The sequence below is a fragment of the Rhodoferax sp. U2-2l genome (assembly GCF_020594515.1).
Classification (GTDB): Bacteria; Pseudomonadota; Gammaproteobacteria; order Burkholderiales; family Burkholderiaceae_C; genus Rhodoferax.
Window position 1 is genome coordinate 1 of sequence record NZ_JAJCTH010000007.1, and the last position, 14,423, is coordinate 14,423.

Annotated in this window: 16 protein-coding genes; 8 read left to right on the forward strand and 8 right to left on the reverse strand. The window is 61.8% G+C overall.

What is annotated here, in order from left to right; genetic code table 11:
- Positions 1–321: 321 nt before the first annotated feature.
- Both LHU53_RS07900 and LHU53_RS07905 read left to right on the forward strand, forming a co-directional pair.
- Positions 322–687, forward strand: a complete 366-nt coding sequence (locus tag LHU53_RS07900; RefSeq protein ID WP_227332097.1) for a type II toxin-antitoxin system RelE/ParE family toxin — start codon at positions 322–324, stop codon at positions 685–687.
- On the forward strand, positions 677–994 hold the full coding sequence (locus LHU53_RS07905) for a DNA-binding transcriptional regulator (protein ID WP_227332098.1): 318 nt from the start codon (positions 677–679) through the stop codon (positions 992–994). Before LHU53_RS07900 ends, LHU53_RS07905 begins: the two co-directional genes overlap by 11 nt.
- Before the next feature lie 178 nt (positions 995–1,172).
- Here LHU53_RS07905 and LHU53_RS07910 read toward each other — a convergent pair whose 3' ends face one another.
- Both LHU53_RS07910 and msrA read right to left on the reverse strand, forming a co-directional pair.
- Complete coding sequence (locus LHU53_RS07910; RefSeq protein ID WP_227332099.1) at positions 1,173–2,594, reverse strand: coniferyl aldehyde dehydrogenase; 1,422 nt, start codon at positions 2,592–2,594, stop codon at positions 1,173–1,175.
- A 178-nt stretch (positions 2,595–2,772) separates the two neighbouring features.
- The gene (gene msrA / locus LHU53_RS07915; RefSeq protein ID WP_227332100.1) at positions 2,773–3,486 is read right to left on the reverse strand and encodes a peptide-methionine (S)-S-oxide reductase MsrA; all 714 of its coding nucleotides are present in this window, start codon (positions 3,484–3,486) and stop codon (positions 2,773–2,775) included.
- Between the two features lie 185 nt (positions 3,487–3,671).
- On the opposite strand from msrA, the gene LHU53_RS07920 reads away from it, so the two are divergent.
- The 5 genes from LHU53_RS07920 to LHU53_RS07940 all read left to right on the forward strand — a co-directional run bounded on the left by LHU53_RS07920 (position 3,672) and on the right by LHU53_RS07940 (position 7,683).
- Positions 3,672–4,115, forward strand: a complete 444-nt coding sequence (locus tag LHU53_RS07920) for a DUF3429 domain-containing protein (RefSeq protein ID WP_227332101.1) — start codon at positions 3,672–3,674, stop codon at positions 4,113–4,115.
- Positions 4,116–4,175: 60 nt separating this feature from the next.
- Positions 4,176–4,382, forward strand: a complete 207-nt coding sequence (locus LHU53_RS07925; protein ID WP_227332102.1) for a hypothetical protein — start codon at positions 4,176–4,178, stop codon at positions 4,380–4,382.
- A 14-nt stretch (positions 4,383–4,396) separates the two neighbouring features.
- Positions 4,397–5,977, forward strand: a complete 1,581-nt coding sequence (locus LHU53_RS07930; RefSeq protein WP_227332103.1) for a cryptochrome/deoxyribodipyrimidine photo-lyase family protein — start codon at positions 4,397–4,399, stop codon at positions 5,975–5,977.
- A 116-nt stretch (positions 5,978–6,093) separates the two neighbouring features.
- The gene (locus LHU53_RS07935) at positions 6,094–6,276 is read left to right on the forward strand and encodes a DUF2256 domain-containing protein (protein WP_227332104.1); all 183 of its coding nucleotides are present in this window, start codon (positions 6,094–6,096) and stop codon (positions 6,274–6,276) included.
- Between the two features lie 27 nt (positions 6,277–6,303).
- Positions 6,304–7,683: a DASH family cryptochrome gene (locus tag LHU53_RS07940; RefSeq protein ID WP_227332105.1), complete on the forward strand. Its 1,380-nt coding sequence runs from the start codon at positions 6,304–6,306 to the stop codon at positions 7,681–7,683.
- Positions 7,684–7,932: 249 nt separating this feature from the next.
- Here LHU53_RS07940 and frdD read toward each other — a convergent pair whose 3' ends face one another.
- From frdD to frdA, 4 genes are read right to left on the reverse strand one after another with little or no spacing between them, the layout of a single operon-like run.
- Positions 7,933–8,301, reverse strand: a complete 369-nt coding sequence (gene frdD / locus LHU53_RS07945; protein WP_227332106.1) for a fumarate reductase subunit FrdD — start codon at positions 8,299–8,301, stop codon at positions 7,933–7,935.
- Positions 8,298–8,708 carry a fumarate reductase subunit C gene (locus tag LHU53_RS07950; protein WP_227332107.1) on the reverse strand — a complete coding sequence of 137 codons (411 nt, stop codon included), beginning with the start codon at positions 8,706–8,708 and terminating at the stop codon, positions 8,298–8,300. Before LHU53_RS07950 ends, frdD begins: the two co-directional genes overlap by 4 nt.
- Entirely contained in the window at positions 8,705–9,514 is an 810-nt protein-coding gene (locus LHU53_RS07955; protein ID WP_255631961.1) for a succinate dehydrogenase/fumarate reductase iron-sulfur subunit, read from the reverse strand. Before LHU53_RS07955 ends, LHU53_RS07950 begins: the two co-directional genes overlap by 4 nt.
- Entirely contained in the window at positions 9,507–11,312 is a 1,806-nt protein-coding gene (gene frdA / locus LHU53_RS07960) for a fumarate reductase (quinol) flavoprotein subunit (protein WP_227332108.1), read from the reverse strand. The genes LHU53_RS07955 and frdA overlap by 8 nt, the downstream gene beginning before the upstream one ends.
- Before the next feature lie 457 nt (positions 11,313–11,769).
- Here frdA and LHU53_RS07965 point away from each other — a divergent pair, with 457 nt between their 5' ends.
- Positions 11,770–13,302 carry a cryptochrome/photolyase family protein gene (locus LHU53_RS07965; protein ID WP_227332262.1) on the forward strand — a complete coding sequence of 511 codons (1,533 nt, stop codon included), beginning with the start codon at positions 11,770–11,772 and terminating at the stop codon, positions 13,300–13,302.
- A 49-nt stretch (positions 13,303–13,351) separates the two neighbouring features.
- Here the strand turns inward: LHU53_RS07965 and LHU53_RS07970 are convergent, their stop codons facing one another.
- Together LHU53_RS07970 and LHU53_RS07975 are read right to left on the reverse strand one after the other, a co-directional pair.
- A complete protein-coding gene (locus LHU53_RS07970) occupies positions 13,352–13,981 on the reverse strand; it encodes a hypothetical protein (protein ID WP_227332109.1) in 630 nt (209 codons plus the stop codon).
- A gap of 158 nt (positions 13,982–14,139) precedes the next feature.
- Positions 14,140–14,418 carry a VF530 family DNA-binding protein gene (locus tag LHU53_RS07975; RefSeq protein WP_227332110.1) on the reverse strand — a complete coding sequence of 93 codons (279 nt, stop codon included), beginning with the start codon at positions 14,416–14,418 and terminating at the stop codon, positions 14,140–14,142.
- Positions 14,419–14,423 lie beyond the last annotated feature (5 nt).

The window sequence follows — 14,423 nt, forward strand, 5'->3', positions numbered from 1 at the left end:
GGCGCTGTACTCGCGCCGCCGGGGTCGCTCTACTGTCGATATTTGATTCATCATCTCCACGATCTCCTTCGTGGGGACGATGCCTGATCATCTGCATCGACTCAATATGGGATGCCCAGCCGCATACACTGTACCCCGCGAGGGGGCAGGAGAACGGTTACCCCGTCGCCCGCCTAGCGCCACACAAACCAGCAGCTCAAATCACTGCATTAACCATAGCTACCTACCTTTATCTAAAAAAGGCTAGAGGCTATTTCCATTCAACGAATTCGAGTTGATCACGCCCACGAAAAAGATACGCAACTAACGTACAATTTACGTATGAAAGCCACCTTTGTTGAACTACCGCCGTTCGAGCGAAACCGCAAAGACTACATGGATGACGATGCCTACAGGTCGTTGCAGCTCGAGCTGATGGGTAACCCAACAGCAGGTGACGTGATAGAGGGCACAGGCGGTTTGCGCAAGCTGCGTCAAGCGGACCCGCGTCGCGGCAAGGGCAAACGCGGCGGCCTGCGGGTGATTTATTACTGGTGGTCGGGGGGCGATCAGTTTTGGCTTTTTACGGTCTATGACAAAGACCAAGCCGATGATCTGACCGCAGCGCAACGCAAAGTGCTCAAGCAACTATTGAAACAGGCGTTGGAATCTCGCCAACTGCAAGATGGAGAACATGATGGCCAATAAACGCGATATTTTTGCTGAACTGACCGAGGGTTTTGATGCGTTGAAATCTGAACGCGAAGGCAAGCTCACGCTGCGCACCTTCAAAGTCGAAAGCAAGCCAGCGCCCGTGCTGTTGCCGCAAGAGGTGCTACAGGTGCGTGAACAGCTGCATTTGTCACGCCCCGTGTTTGCGCGCTACCTGCGCACCAACCCGCGAACGCTTGAAAACTGGGAACAAGGTCGGGCCAAACCCAACGCACAGGCCGCGCTGCTGATTCGGATGGTGGCGCAGTTCCCGGATATGGTGCAGCGCTTGGCCGCAATTTAGGTCCGATGACAAAGATGTAAAACCCACCGAAGGCGGGTGGTGTGGTAACCGGGCGCAGAACCCATTCGCGTGATGAGGCAGATGGCGCACCACCCTTAGCGGCAACACCCCAACAAGCTCCCAACTCCAGCCATATCCCGCGAGGGGGCCGGAGAACTGTCGCTGTGTGCTATTAACGTTAACGAATCAAAAACGCCAGCACCTTGTCCGCAAACTTGCCATACGGTGGCCACAGGAACTTGAGGGTGCTAAAGCGCGTCTGGTAGAACACCGGGCGCATTTTGGAGAAGGTCTCAAAACCTTCCTGGCCATGGTAATGCCCCATGCCGGAATCGCCCACACCGCCAAACGGCAGGTCGTGCTGGCCCACATGGAACAGCGCGTCGTTGACGGTGACACCACCGCTCATCACATGGTTGATGAGGTGCTGCACCCGCGCCTTGTCATAACTGAACGGGTACACCGCCAGCGGCCGGGGCCCGGCGTTGATGGTGGCAATCACCTCGTCCAGGTCGGTGTAGGCGCGCAGCGGCAGGATCGGGCCAAAAATTTCACCTTGCAGCAGTTGGCAATCGGGCGGTGCGTTCAGCACGATGTGCGGCGCAATCTTGCGGCTGTGGTGGTCAAACGCGGGGCCGTCCAGCAACGACAGGACTTGCGCGCCGCGATTTCGGGCATCGTCCAGCGCCGCCAGCAGGCGCTTGAACGCGCGCTGATCAATGATGGCGGTGTAGTCGGGGGAATCCAGCCGCGGGTAACGCTTGGCCACCAGTCCGCGCGCCAGGTCGACAAACGCGTCCACCTTGGCCGCGGGCAGCCAAGCGTGGTCGACCGTGGTGCAAATTTGCCCGGCGTTGAGCAGTTTCACAAACAGGATGCGCTCAGCCGCCAGCTGCAAGGGAAAGTCGTCGCAGACGATGGCCGGGGCTTTGCCACCCAGCTCCAGCGTGACCGGGCAGAGGTTCTGCGCGGCAGCGGCCATCACCGCGCGGCCGGTCTGACCACTGCCGGTGAACAGCAGGTGGTCAAACTTGAGCTTGGAAAACTCCACGCCCACCCCACCGGTTTCGTCAAAAAACTGCAGCTTCTCAGGCGGAAAGTAAAGCGGCATGTGCTTGATCAAGTACGCCGCCAGATAGCGCGAGTTCTCGCTCATCTTGACCAAGGCGCGGTTGCCTGCGGCAAAAATGTACGAGAGCGGCACCAAACTCAGGTTCAGCGGAAAGTTCCACGGCACGATCACGCCCACCACGCCCAGCGGTTGCGGCATCACCCGGTTGCTGGCACCCAGAAAGTTGCGCCAGTCCACCCCCCGGCGCTGCGCGCGCATCCAGCCACGCAAATGCTTGAGGATGTGGTCCACACCGTCCACCGTCGGGAAGATTTCTGCCAGCAACGTCTCGTGGCGCGAGCGGTGGCCGTAGTCCGCGCTGATGGCATCGCACAACGCATCCTGATGCTCACGCACAAACCGCTGCAACGTGCGCAGGTCTTGTGTGCGCTCTTGCAGGCTGGGCACGGGGTGGGCCAGGTAGGCCTGACGCTGCAGCGCCAGGGCATCCTGCAGCACGCTCGCGGGAGGGGGGTGAATGTGCTTCATCATGCAGTCAGTTTAGGCCGCAAAGGCCGTCAGCGGCATGCCGCCCACCAGGTTTGAACGGCTGGCTCTAACTGCACTCCTGGCAGCGAAACCACCACAACGCATGAAAGACGATGGCAACGGCTCTCAATGCAGGGTTCCCAGGTCGGTGCCCGGGATGACACAGCCCTGTGCAAGGTTACTTGGCAGCCCGGTCACCCCACAGGCTGCTCAGTCGGGCATCGCGCCCGCAACTGGTGCGGTAAAACTTGTATTGCAAGGGGTTTTTCTTGTAATAGTCCTGGTGGTAAGCCTCGGCCGGGTAAAAGTCGGTTCCCATACGGATCTCGGTGACGATGGGTTCCTTGAACGGTTTGGACTTGTCAACCGCCGCCTTGGAGGCGTTGGCTTGCGCCAGTTGTTCCCCGTTGACAGCAAAGATGACGGTGCGGTAAGGCGAGCCGTAATCGCAAAACTGGCGGTCTTTGGTGGTGGGGTCGATGGTGTGCCAGAAATGGTCCACCAACTGGCGGTAGCTCACCTTGGCGGGGTCAAAAACAATTTTCACCGCTTCGGCGTGGCCGGTGGTGTGAAGGGACACCTCTTCATAAGTGGGGTTGGCTTTGTTGCCGCCGATGTAGCCCGAGGTGGTGGAAATCACGCCCGGCAGCTTGTCAAAGTCAGCCTCGACACACCAGAAACAGCCCCCAGCAAAAATCGCCGCCGCCTGGCCCGCCGCCACAGTGCCCGGTGCCGGGTCTTGCGCCTGCGCGCGGTTGGCGTAAAACATGGCGGCGCCCAACAACAGCAAGGTGCCCAGGGCTCGCAAGGTGGCACGGCGCAGCGCCTGCTGCGGTGCTGGGGAAACGGTTGAAACGGTTGAAACGGTTGAAACGGTTGAAGCGTGTGGCATGGCATGTCTTTCAGTGGGCCGGGCGGGTGCCGTCGGCCTCAATGTCTGGAAGATAACCGTTTGCGCATGTGCCGTCGCCATGGCCCGGCAAAAGCCGTGGCCAGGGGCCGGTTTTGCCTGCAAAACGTCTTTTACGGTGCTGCGCTTGCATCACAATGTGACACCCTTTCAACCTTCTTTTGCCCATGACTTCTTCAACCTCCAGCCCCTCTGTGGTCACCTGGCTGGGATATGGCGGGCTGATTCCGTTTGTGGTTTTGGCACTGGCCAACGTGTTTGAGCCCACGTATGCCACCACCTGGACGCGGGCGCTGCTGGGGTATGGCGCGGTGATTTTGAGCTTTGTCGGCGCACTGCACTGGGGCTTTGCCATGGCCCACCCGCAACTGCAAGACAGAACCCATCACGCGTTGTACCTCTGGAGCGTGGTGCCTTCGCTGCTGGGCTGGGTGGCACTGTTGATGGTGCCCAAGGCGGGTGCCACCCTGCTGATCGCTGGCCTGCTGGCGCATTACCGGCAAGACCTGCGCCTGGCGCGCGTCATCAACCTGCCGGGCTGGTATTTGCCCATGCGCCTGCGCCTGACTGTGTTGGCTTGCCTGTGCCTGGCGGCCCTGTTTGCCGCCTGAGGCCAGCCCCGCCACCCGCTTTTAGTCACTACATTCAAACACCGCCCAAGGAGTTTCACCATGACCGAGGACACACGCTGCTGCGGCACCGGCACCTGCATGATCAACGCCGAAGGCCTGTGCTGGTGCGGCCAACGCTGGAACGGCGATGAGATGTGCGCCCCGCAGTCGGCAGCCAGCCAGCCGCCAGACCCGGAAGAAAAAGGCCTGGAAGCGGCAGAAATCGAAGCCAATGCACCACCTGACGCAGCCCAGGGCCGAAGCTGATCCGCACCCAACCGATGCCGTGTAGCGTCGTCTGGTTCAAGCGCGACCTGCGCCTGCACGACCACGCTGCCCTGCATGCCGCGGCCACGCATGGGCCGGTGCTGTGCCTGGTTGTGATCGAGCCCAGCCTGTGGGCGCAGCCCGATGCGGCGCACCAGCATTACGCGTTTTTGCTGGAAACCCTGCGTGAGCTGGCCCAAGGCGTCAAAGCGCTCGGTGGCCGCCTGCATGTGCGCACCGGCGAAGTGACCGATGTGTTGGCGCAACTGCACGCGCTGGTAGCTTTTGATCGCCTGTGTTCGCATGAGGAAACTGGCAACGCCGTCACGTTTGCGCGTGACAAAGCCGTAGCGCGCTGGTGCCGCTCGCACGGTGTCACCTGGCAGGAATTCCCCCAATTTGGCGTGGTGCGCCGCCTGACCAACCGCGACCATTGGCTGCGCCATTGGCAGGCCCACACGGCAGCGCCGCAACTGCCCTGCCCCGAACTGACGTTCCATTCGAGCCCCTGGCCCGCGCAGCCGGTGCCTGGCGCGCCCGACCTGGGGCTGGATGCATGGGACCCGCCGCAACGCCAGCGCGGTGGCCGAAGCATCGATCTTGCCGTGCTGGACGACTTTTTGAACCACCGCTGTCGCCACTACCGGGGCGGCATCTCGTCGCCCTTGAGCGCACCCACGGCCTGTTCGCGCCTGTCGCCCTACTTGTCGCTCGGCGCGGTGAGCTTGCGCGAGCTGGTGCAGGCCACCGCGCAAAAGCGGCTGCAACTCGCGGCACAGCATCCCGATGCCGCCAAAGGACTGGACGCCTTTTTGAGCCGCTTGCACTGGCACTGCCACTTCATCCAGAAGCTCGAATCCGAGCCCGAACTGGAATGGCGTAACCTGCACCGCGGCTACGACGGCCTGCGTGAAAACGACTTCAACCCGGTCCACTTTGCTGCCCTCACCCAAGGCCGCACCGGCTGGCCGATGGTGGACGCCTGCGTGGCCATGCTGCGTGAAACCGGCTGGCTCAACTTTCGGATGCGCGCGATGCTGGTGTCGGTGGCCGCGTACCCGCTGTGGCTGCACTGGCAACCGGTTGGCCAGTGGCTGGCGCGCCAGTTTCTGGACTACGAGCCTGGTATCCACTGGAGCCAGATGCAAATGCAGAGCGGCACCACCGACATCAACACCACACGCGTTTACAACCCGGTCAAGCAGGCGCAAGACCATGATCCAAAAGGCATTTTTGTGCGCTGCTGGTGCCCGGCCCTGCGCCGCGTGCCCGATAGCTGGCTGCTGGAACCCTGGCGCATGCCTGAGAGCGTGCAGCAAGCCTGCGGTGTGCGCGTGAGTGCCGATGCCCCCGCCGGTGCGCCCGATGCCTGGCCGCTGCCAGTGGTGGCGCTGGACGCCGCCACCCGCAGCGCCAAAGACCGCCTGCACAGCCTGCGCAAACAACCCGAGGTGCGCGCTGCCAAAGCCGCCATTGTCGACAAACACGGCTCGCGCAAAGAGCGTGATGGCGGTCCAAGTCGCGCCCGTCCCAGACCCGCCGCAGACGGCCGCCAGATCAGCTTGTTTGATGCCCCGCAGTCACAGGTGGTTTAGGTAGCGCTCAAGGTACTGATCACCAATTTGACACATGTTAGCAATCCCTGACCATGGCGACTGACAATGACCTGCCACCCGCGCCAGCAGCGGGCTTGGTTTGATGGACACACCCCATGAAAATGCGCAAAAAATCTGACCTGCCCAGCAAAACCTGCCCGGTGTGTGGCTTGGCGTTTGCGTGGCGCAAGAAGTGGCAGCGGGATTGGGCGCAGGTCGTCTATTGCAGCGAGCGCTGCCGCCGCTCGGGCACCCCCGCAGCGGTCAGCGCAAGCGCCAAGCCAGCGGCGGACAAATAAGACCCAGGCCGAGACAAGCCCGAGCGCATGGCACCCGTGATTTACTGGTTTCGCAACGATCTGCGCCTGACTGATGCACCTGCTCTGGCGCACGCCACCCAACTGGCGCAGCGCACTGGCCAGACGCTGTTGCCGGTGTTTTGCCACGCACCGCCTGAGGTCACCCGCTGGGGTTTTGCGCGCGTGGGGCTGCATCGGCAGCGCACTTTGCGCACCGCGCTGGACGATCTGGCCGCGCGTTTGCAAGTGCACGGCAGCCGTCTGGTCGAGTTGGTGGGCGCACCGGCCACCACACTGCCCGCGCTGTGCCACGCGCTGGGCGCCACGCACATCGTGAGCGAAGACATTGCCGCGCCTGAGGAACAGGCTTCAATTGCGGCCTTGCGCGCCACCGGTTTAACGGTCGAGACCGTCTGGCAGTCGAGCCTGCTCGACCCCGCACAACTGCCATTTGCCACAAGTGATTTGCCCGATGCGTTCAGCACCTTTCGCCAGCGGGTGGAAAAGGCGGGGTTGACTGCGCCCGCGCCGCTGCCCGAGCCCACCGCACTGCCCACCCTGCCAGAGTTGGACAGCCCGGCCATCACCCAATTCATCGAAAAAAATCAGGCTCAGACACCGCCACGTCAGCAAGCGCTGGCTGCGCTCACTTTGGGGGAGCCCGAGGTGCACTCGTCCTTTCCCTACCACCGACCAGAATGGGCAGGTGGTGAAACTGCGGCGCTGGCGCATCTGCGGCGTTACCTGGCGGCCAAGCTGCCGCACAGCTACAAAGCCACACGCAACCAGCTCAGCGGCACCGGCTTTTCCAGCAAGTTCTCGCCCTGGCTGGCCAGCGGGGCGCTGTCAGCGCGCACGATCTATGCGCAGCTCAAAACCTTTGAGGCCGAATGGGGCGCCAACGACGGCACGTACTGGCTGTGGTTTGAACTTCTGTGGCGGGACTACTTTCGGTTCTTGCACTTGAAATACGGCGCGCGGCTGTACCACGCCCAAGGCTTGCGCCAGCTGGAGGGCGCCCAAGCCACAGCGGCCGACAACGCAGGCGTGCGACGCAGCCCCGCAGCCCAAACCGAGGCCTTGCAACGCTGGTGTCAGGGCCGAACCGGCGAGGCGCTTGTCGACGCCGCCATGCGCGAACTGTGCGGCACGGGCTACCTCTCCAACCGCATGCGCCAGGTGGTGGCCAGCTATTTGATCTATGACTTGGGCGGCGACTGGCGCGCCGGTGCCGCCTGGTTTGAATCGCAACTGGTGGACTTTGACATCTACAGCAACCAGGGCAACTGGCTCTACATCGCAGGTCTTGGCACCGACCCACGCGGCGGGCGGCGCTTCAACCCCGCCAAACAAACCCAAGACCATGACCCGGACGGCCGCTACCGGCGACTGTGGCAAAACGTCTGAGCGTTTGCAGCACGGTGTTGTCGGCTAAGTGCGATGCGTCGACGGCGCAACGGCCAAGCCTCCACGCCCTCGCCCACCTCCTGCGCTTCACACACATCCCGCAGCGATGGCCCACGTGACGGCGTGTCGGCGTGTCGGCGTGTCGGCGTGTCGGCGTGTCGGCGTGACATTTAAATCACAGCAATCCTGGCACCTCGCGCCTGCACAGGTGCAGCGCAAGGTGCCAAGATGATGGATAGATCGCGCTGCTCAGAACCCGATTCGCAGCAAGCTGTAGCTGGCCACCACGGTGCCCAGCAACGGCAGGCCATAACACACCAGTTTGGCACCCGTGCCAGCGTGAATGCCGATGTCATGCAGACTGTGAAAGATGCGGTGGCCGGCATGCCACAAAAACAGCACCACCACGGCCAGCAAAAAACCTTTGCCGATGAAGTTGGTGGCCAGTGCATGCACATTGGCGTAACTCAGTGCAGTCGGGCTGATCCCGAGCCCCAAGGGCGCGCCAATGCCGGTAATGAACACGAGCGCCGCGCCAAACAGGGCAGAAAGCATGCCGCCAGCGCCAAACAGGGCCCAGAAAATCGGCGCGTTGGATCGTTTCAGTGGGGTGTTCATCGTCCCATCCCCCAGGCAAGTACCAAAATGAGCAGGCTGGCCATGCCTGCAGCCGCCAGTCCAATCGTTGTGATGGCGGCAGCACTCACACGCTTGCCACCCACCATGATGGGCGGCAGGGTGCGCGGCATGATCTTGAACCAGGTCCAGCTGTGATACAGCATGGCGACCAGTACCGCCAGATGAAAGACGACGGCCAGCGGGCTCGTGTGCGCCTCAAGCCAGCCATTCCAGGCCGTCTCACCCTGCGACAGTCGCACCACACCCACCAGCAGCACGGCGGCGTAGGCGGCCACAAACAGGGCCGTGGCCTCGTGCACCATGTACTCGACAAAAAACGGGTTCTTTTTCCACCACCCGTCCATGGGCCGCACGTAGGGGCGGCGTTTGGATTCTGCTTTGCTCATTGGCTTTCTCCTTTGATACAGGTCTGTGCTTTGGGGGAGACAAAACGTAGGAAATAGTCCTTGGCGGCTTCGGTCTTGCCGATGTTCACTGCGTTGGCCGGGTCCACATGTTTGGGGCAAACCTCGGAGCAGTAGCCCACGGCGGTGCAGTTGAATACACCCTCTTCGGAGCGCACCAGCTCATTGCGCAACTCGGCGCCACCATCGCGGCTGTCCACGTTGTAGCGGTGCAGCAGCGCCATGATGCCAGGGCCGACGAACTTGGGGTTCAGCCCGTACTGAGGGCAAGCGGCATAACACAGCATGCAGTTGATGCAGGAGCTGAACTGTTCGTACACGTCGCGCTGTGCAGGTGTCTGCAGGTACTCACCTTCGGCCAGCGTGCGAGGTTCGGCCGGGATGATGTAGGGGTGGATGCGCTCAAGCTTTTCAATGAAATCATCCATCACAATGACCAGGTCGCGCTCGATCGGAAAGTGGTCCAGGGGTTCGATGGTGACCTTGCCAGGGTAATAGTCGCGCAGAAAGGTTTTGCACGACAGGCTGGGTTTGCGGTTGACCATCATGCCGCAGCTGCCGCAAATCGCCATGCGGCATGACCAGCGGTAGCTCAGGCTGCCGTCGAGGTAGTCCTTGATGTACTGCAAGCCCTGCAACACCGACATGTCATCGGTAAACGGCACCTTGAAGGTCTGCAGAAAAGGTTTTTCGTCCTGCTCGGGACGGTATCGCAGCACATCCATCTCGATGATCCGCTCAAGTTTGGCGATCGGTATGACTTTTTTGATGGGCGCAACATCAGACATGGTTGGCGTTCCTTTCCTGTGCGGCTTTGCGGTCCTTGTCGGCCTGCTCGCCAGCGGCGCCGTAAGCGCGGGTTCCCGGTTGGGATTTGGTGATCTTCACATCGCCGTAGTCGATGCGTGGTGCGCCCGCACCGGTGTAGTGGGCTTGTGTGTGCTTCAGGAAGTTCACATCGTCACGTGCCGCAAAACCATCCAGGCGCTGGTGGGCACCCCGTGATTCCTTGCGGTTGATGGCCGAATACGCCATCGCCTGAGCCACGTCGAGCTGGTAACCCAGTTCAATGGCCAGCAACCATTCGCTGTTCCAGACGCTGGATTTGTCCTCAATGTTGACGTTTTTGAAGCGCTCGCGCAGTTCGTCTATTTTGTGGCAAGTGGCCTGCATACTGTCACCCAGGCGGTAGATGCCGCAACCGTCTTCCATGGACTGGGCCATTTCCTTGCGCAAGTCGGCAATGCGCTCTTTGCCCTTGGTGTTGCTGACCATGGCGGTGGCACTTTGCGCGATGTGCTCTGCCAGTTTGAGCAGGCTACCCGACTTGCCTGCCCCCACGGACTTGGCAAACTTGGCTGCTTCTACCCCGGCCACCTTGCCAAACACACACAGTTCGGCCAATGAATTGGACCCCAGACGGTTGGCGCCATGAAGGCCGACGCTGGAACATTCACCAGCGGCGTAAAGGCCCGCCAGTGGTGCGGCGCAGTTGCCATCCACCAGAATGCCGCCCATCGTGTAGTGCACTGCCGGGCGCACGGGAATGGGCGTGTGGGCGGGGTCCACACCCAAAAATTCTTCGGCCAACTCGTAGATTTGCGGCAGCCGCTCACGCAGATAGGCTTCACCCAAATGGCGCAAGTCCAGGTGCACCACCGAGCCGTGAGGCCCTTCGATGGTGCGGCCTTTTTGCTGCTCATACCAGAAGGCCTGGCTCAGGCGGTCACGCGGACCGAGTTCCATGGCCTTGTTGCGTGGTTTGTCCTCGGCCGGGCCCAGGCCGTAGTCCTGCAAGTAGCGGTAGCCGTCCTTGTTCAGCAGCAAACCGCCTTCACCCCGGCAGGCCTCGGTAAACAGCAGGCCGGTGCCCGGCATGCAGGTGGGGTGGTACTGCACAAATTCCATGTCGCGCAGTGGCACCCCGTGGCGATAGGCCATGGCCATGCCGTCACCGGTGACGATGCCGCCATTGGTGTTTTCGCGGAACACGCGTCCGGCACCACCTGTGGCAATGATGACGGATTTGGCTTCTATCAGCGTGAATTGCCCGGACGCCATGTCGATGACCACCACACCTTGGACACGACCCTCGTCCACCACCAGATCCACACAAAAATGCTCGTCAAAACGTTGGATGGACGGGTATTTGATGGAGGTCTGGAACAGCGTATGCAGCATGTGAAAGCCGGTCTTGTCGGCAGCAAACCAGGTGCGCTCGATCTTCATGCCGCCAAAGGCGCGCACATTCACGTGGCCATCGGCCTTGCGGCTCCAGGGGCAGCCCCAGTGCTCCATCTGCACCATTTCTTCGCGGCACTGGCCGACAAAAAACTCCACCACGTCCTGCTCACACAGCCAATCGCCGCCCCCCACGGTGTCATTGAAATGGTGCTCCAGGCTGTCATGTGACTGGGTGACTGCGGCTGACCCCCCCTCGGCTGCCACCGTGTGGCTGCGCATCGGGTAGACCTTGGAGATCAGGGCAATCTTGAGCTTGGGGTCTGTCTGTGCGACAGCAATCGCCGCTCGCAATCCGGCGCCACCGGCACCCACAATGGCCACATCCGCTTTGAATACTTCCACGCTAAAGACTCCTTGCTGGTAAAGGCTTGCCTCAGGGTGGTCTGTTCAAGGGGTTGCACGTGTGGATTGCCTGTGGCTGTTTGAGCCAGGCCACATCAGTTTGAGCCAGGCCACATAAGGAAGCCGACATCCTCTGCTTGAGGACAATGCGTATTATCCCTAGGTCGTGCGCGAACAAACGCCCAATCGCACGTTGATTGACCTGACACAAGTACCGTGGCGGTCCGGCCGGCGCAGGACAGGCTCTGCGCAAACGATGGGGCACCGGCCTACGCGGCGGGCGGCGCTTTATCATCGCCAAACAGACCCAGGACCATGACCCGAATGGCCTTGACCGGCGCTTATGGCGGCCACTGACTGACTGCACAAAACCACCGTGAACCCAAGCCACCTTTCACCACCGCAGGCCGCGCACCCATCGGGTGGCGCCGCCAACGCCACCCCGCCCACCCACACCCTGCGCCTGATTCTGGGCGACCAGCTCAACCCGCTGCACCCGTGGTTTGCTTTCACTGACGCGGGCGTGGTGTATGTGCTGATGGAAATCCGCCAGGAAACGGACTACGTGCTGCACCATGCACAAAAAATCATCGCCATCTTTGCCGGCATGCGTGAGCTGGCTCGGCAGCTGCAGGCGCAAGGCCACCGCGTGCATTACCTGGCCATTGACGACCCGGCCAATCTGCAGAGCCTGACCGGTAACCTGAGCACGCTCTTTGCGCTCTACCAGCCCCAAGTCTTCGACTACCAGGACCCGGATGAATACCGGCTGGACCAGCAGTTGAAAGACTTCCTAACCTCCAGCCCAGACGCCATCAACATCACCAGCACGCAGGTCGATAGCGCGCACTTCTACACCCAGCGCCACGAAGCCGCCGCCCTTTTTGCCGAGCGCAAGCCCTGGCTGATGGAAACCTTCTACCGCCACATGCGCAAACGCCACCGGGTGCTGATCGACGGGCCGGACAAACCTGCGGGTGGCCAGTGGAACTTTGACGCGGACAACCGCAAACCCTGGAAAGGCACCCCGCCCGAGCCGCCGGACCTGAGGCCGCGCCATGACCACGCCCAACTGTGGCAAAGCATTCAGGCCGCAGGCGTGCAGAGTTTTGGCGAGCCCGCTGCCGACAACATCCGCTGGCCAGTCAACCGTGCCGAGGCGCTGCAGCAGCTGGACCACTTCATCACCCACGCCCTGCCGCACTTTGGCGACTATCAGGACGCCATGAGCCGCAAGGCCTGGCGGCTGTTCCACAGTCTGCTATCTTTTTCGCTCAACGTGAAGATGCTTGGGCCCCGTGAGGTGGTGAACCGGGTCGAGGCCGAGTGGCGCGCAGGCCGGGTCGAGTTGGCCGCTGCCGAGGGTTTTATCCGCCAGATCATCGGCTGGCGCGAGTACGTGCGCGGCATGTACTGGGCGCAAATGCCTGGTTATGACCAGCGCAACTTCTTTGGTCATGCCACGCCGTTACCGCAGTGGTTCTGGTCCGGTGAAACGCGTATGAACTGCCTGGCCGCCGCCATCACCACCTCGCTGCACAACGCCCACGCGCACCACATTCAGCGCCTCATGGTGATTGGCAACTTTGCGCTGCTGGCTGGGCTGGATGTGCAGGCGCTGCACCGCTGGTACCTGGGGGTGTACATCGACGCGTTTGAATGGGTGGAGCTACCCAACACGCTGGGCATGAGCCAGTTTGCCGACGGCGGCCTGCTGGCCACCAAACCCTATGTGTCAAGCGCCGCCTACATCGACCGCATGAGCGACTACTGCAAAGGCTGCGCCTATGACAAAAAACAGCGCCTGGGCGACACCGCCTGCCCGTTCAACGCGCTGTACTGGGACTTTTACCAGCGCAACACCGACAGACTCAAAAACAACCCGCGCATTGGCATGGCCTACCGCCAGCTGGCCAAGATGCCGCCTGACGAGCTGGCGGCGCTGCAAGCCCAAGCGCAGCAAGCCCGCCAGCGGCTTGAGACGCTCTGAGCGCCGCGCGGGTGGCGGGCTGGAATTGCCACGCCCACCCGCCGCGTGATCAACGCTGCTGGTTGTAACTGTTGCGGTCGCCGCGGTCGTTGCGCATCATCCGGTTCAACTCGTCGTTCAACCGGACCAGTTCTTCACGCAGCTGGCGGCGTTCTTGCGGGGTCACGACACCGTCGCGCTTGTAGGCAACTTCGTGGCGGGCAATCTCGCGCTCGCTTCTGTGCAACCTGCGCGCTTCGCGCTGGGTGATGCGGCCAGAACGCACGCCCTCATCAATGCGTTGGCTGATGTTTTGCTGGCGGTTGTCGATGCCGGTGGTGGTGCCCGCGTTGTTGGCCGGTGGCTGAACATAGCTGTTGTTCATCATCAGGCGCTCCACTTCGTTGCCCAGGCTGTCCACGTCGGCGCGCAATTGCTGGCGCTCCTGGGGTGTGGTGCTGCCATTGGCTTTGAAGCGGCTTTCGCGCTGGTCAATGTCGCGGTCACGGCGCAGCAGTTCCCTGGCCTCGGAGGGCGTGATGTGGCCCGACGCCATGCCTTGCTGGATGCGGGCGCTGATCGCTTCTTGCGCGCGGTCAATGGCTGGTGTGTTCGTGCCTTGCGCCATGACCGGGGCCAGGCCCAGACCCAAAAAGAGGGCCGATGCCAACAGCGAGGTGGTGAAGAATTTGGGTGTCATGGTGTTTCCTGAGTTGTCAAACCGTTGGGGGGAGCTTGCACGGCCTGCTTGGGCAGAACATGTTGCCCAATCTTCGTCAGTACTCAGGAGGGTGTCTGTGCGCATGCGAACACAAGACAGGTGTCTGCCAGCACCCCGACCGGCGGACCTTGGGCGGATCAGCCTTTTCTGCGAATCTCGCGCAACATGAACAGGTACAGCCCTTCAACCTTCTCGCGCGCCCAGGGCGTTTTGCGCAGGAATTTCAGGCTGGACTTGACGCTCGGGTCCAGCGCAAAACAACGCACCGGGATGCGCTGGGCCAACCCGTCCCAGCCATAAAAGTCCGCCAGCGCGGTCACCATGGTTTCCAGGGTCACACCGTGCAGCGGGTTGCGCGGCTGGGCGGGTGGTTGCGGTGCAGGCAGGGCCTGATGGGGTGGGGAGGATTCAGACATGTCAG

What these genes read in the sequence shown, in the direction of transcription:
- LHU53_RS07950 (WP_227332107.1), bottom strand. Translation starts at nt 8,708, where the DNA reads ATGAGCAAAGCAGAATCCAAACGCCGCCCCTACGTGCGGCCCATGGAC.
- LHU53_RS07905 (WP_227332098.1), top strand. Translation starts at nt 677, where the DNA reads ATGGCCAATAAACGCGATATTTTTGCTGAACTGACCGAGGGTTTTGAT.
- LHU53_RS07955 (WP_255631961.1), bottom strand. Translation starts at nt 9,514, where the DNA reads ATGTCTGATGTTGCGCCCATCAAAAAAGTCATACCGATCGCCAAACTT.
- LHU53_RS07975 (WP_227332110.1), bottom strand. Translation starts at nt 14,418, where the DNA reads ATGTCTGAATCCTCCCCACCCCATCAGGCCCTGCCTGCACCGCAACCA.
- msrA (WP_227332100.1), bottom strand. Translation starts at nt 3,486, where the DNA reads ATGCCACACGCTTCAACCGTTTCAACCGTTTCAACCGTTTCAACCGTT.
- LHU53_RS07935 (WP_227332104.1), top strand. Translation starts at nt 6,094, where the DNA reads ATGAAAATGCGCAAAAAATCTGACCTGCCCAGCAAAACCTGCCCGGTG.
- LHU53_RS07940 (WP_227332105.1), top strand. Translation starts at nt 6,304, where the DNA reads ATGGCACCCGTGATTTACTGGTTTCGCAACGATCTGCGCCTGACTGAT.
- LHU53_RS07920 (WP_227332101.1), top strand. Translation starts at nt 3,672, where the DNA reads ATGACTTCTTCAACCTCCAGCCCCTCTGTGGTCACCTGGCTGGGATAT.
- LHU53_RS07970 (WP_227332109.1), bottom strand. Translation starts at nt 13,981, where the DNA reads ATGACACCCAAATTCTTCACCACCTCGCTGTTGGCATCGGCCCTCTTT.
- frdD (WP_227332106.1), bottom strand. Translation starts at nt 8,301, where the DNA reads ATGAACACCCCACTGAAACGATCCAACGCGCCGATTTTCTGGGCCCTG.
- LHU53_RS07910 (WP_227332099.1), bottom strand. Translation starts at nt 2,594, where the DNA reads ATGAAGCACATTCACCCCCCTCCCGCGAGCGTGCTGCAGGATGCCCTG.
- LHU53_RS07900 (WP_227332097.1), top strand. Translation starts at nt 322, where the DNA reads ATGAAAGCCACCTTTGTTGAACTACCGCCGTTCGAGCGAAACCGCAAA.
- LHU53_RS07930 (WP_227332103.1), top strand. Translation starts at nt 4,397, where the DNA reads ATGCCGTGTAGCGTCGTCTGGTTCAAGCGCGACCTGCGCCTGCACGAC.
- LHU53_RS07925 (WP_227332102.1), top strand. Translation starts at nt 4,176, where the DNA reads ATGACCGAGGACACACGCTGCTGCGGCACCGGCACCTGCATGATCAAC.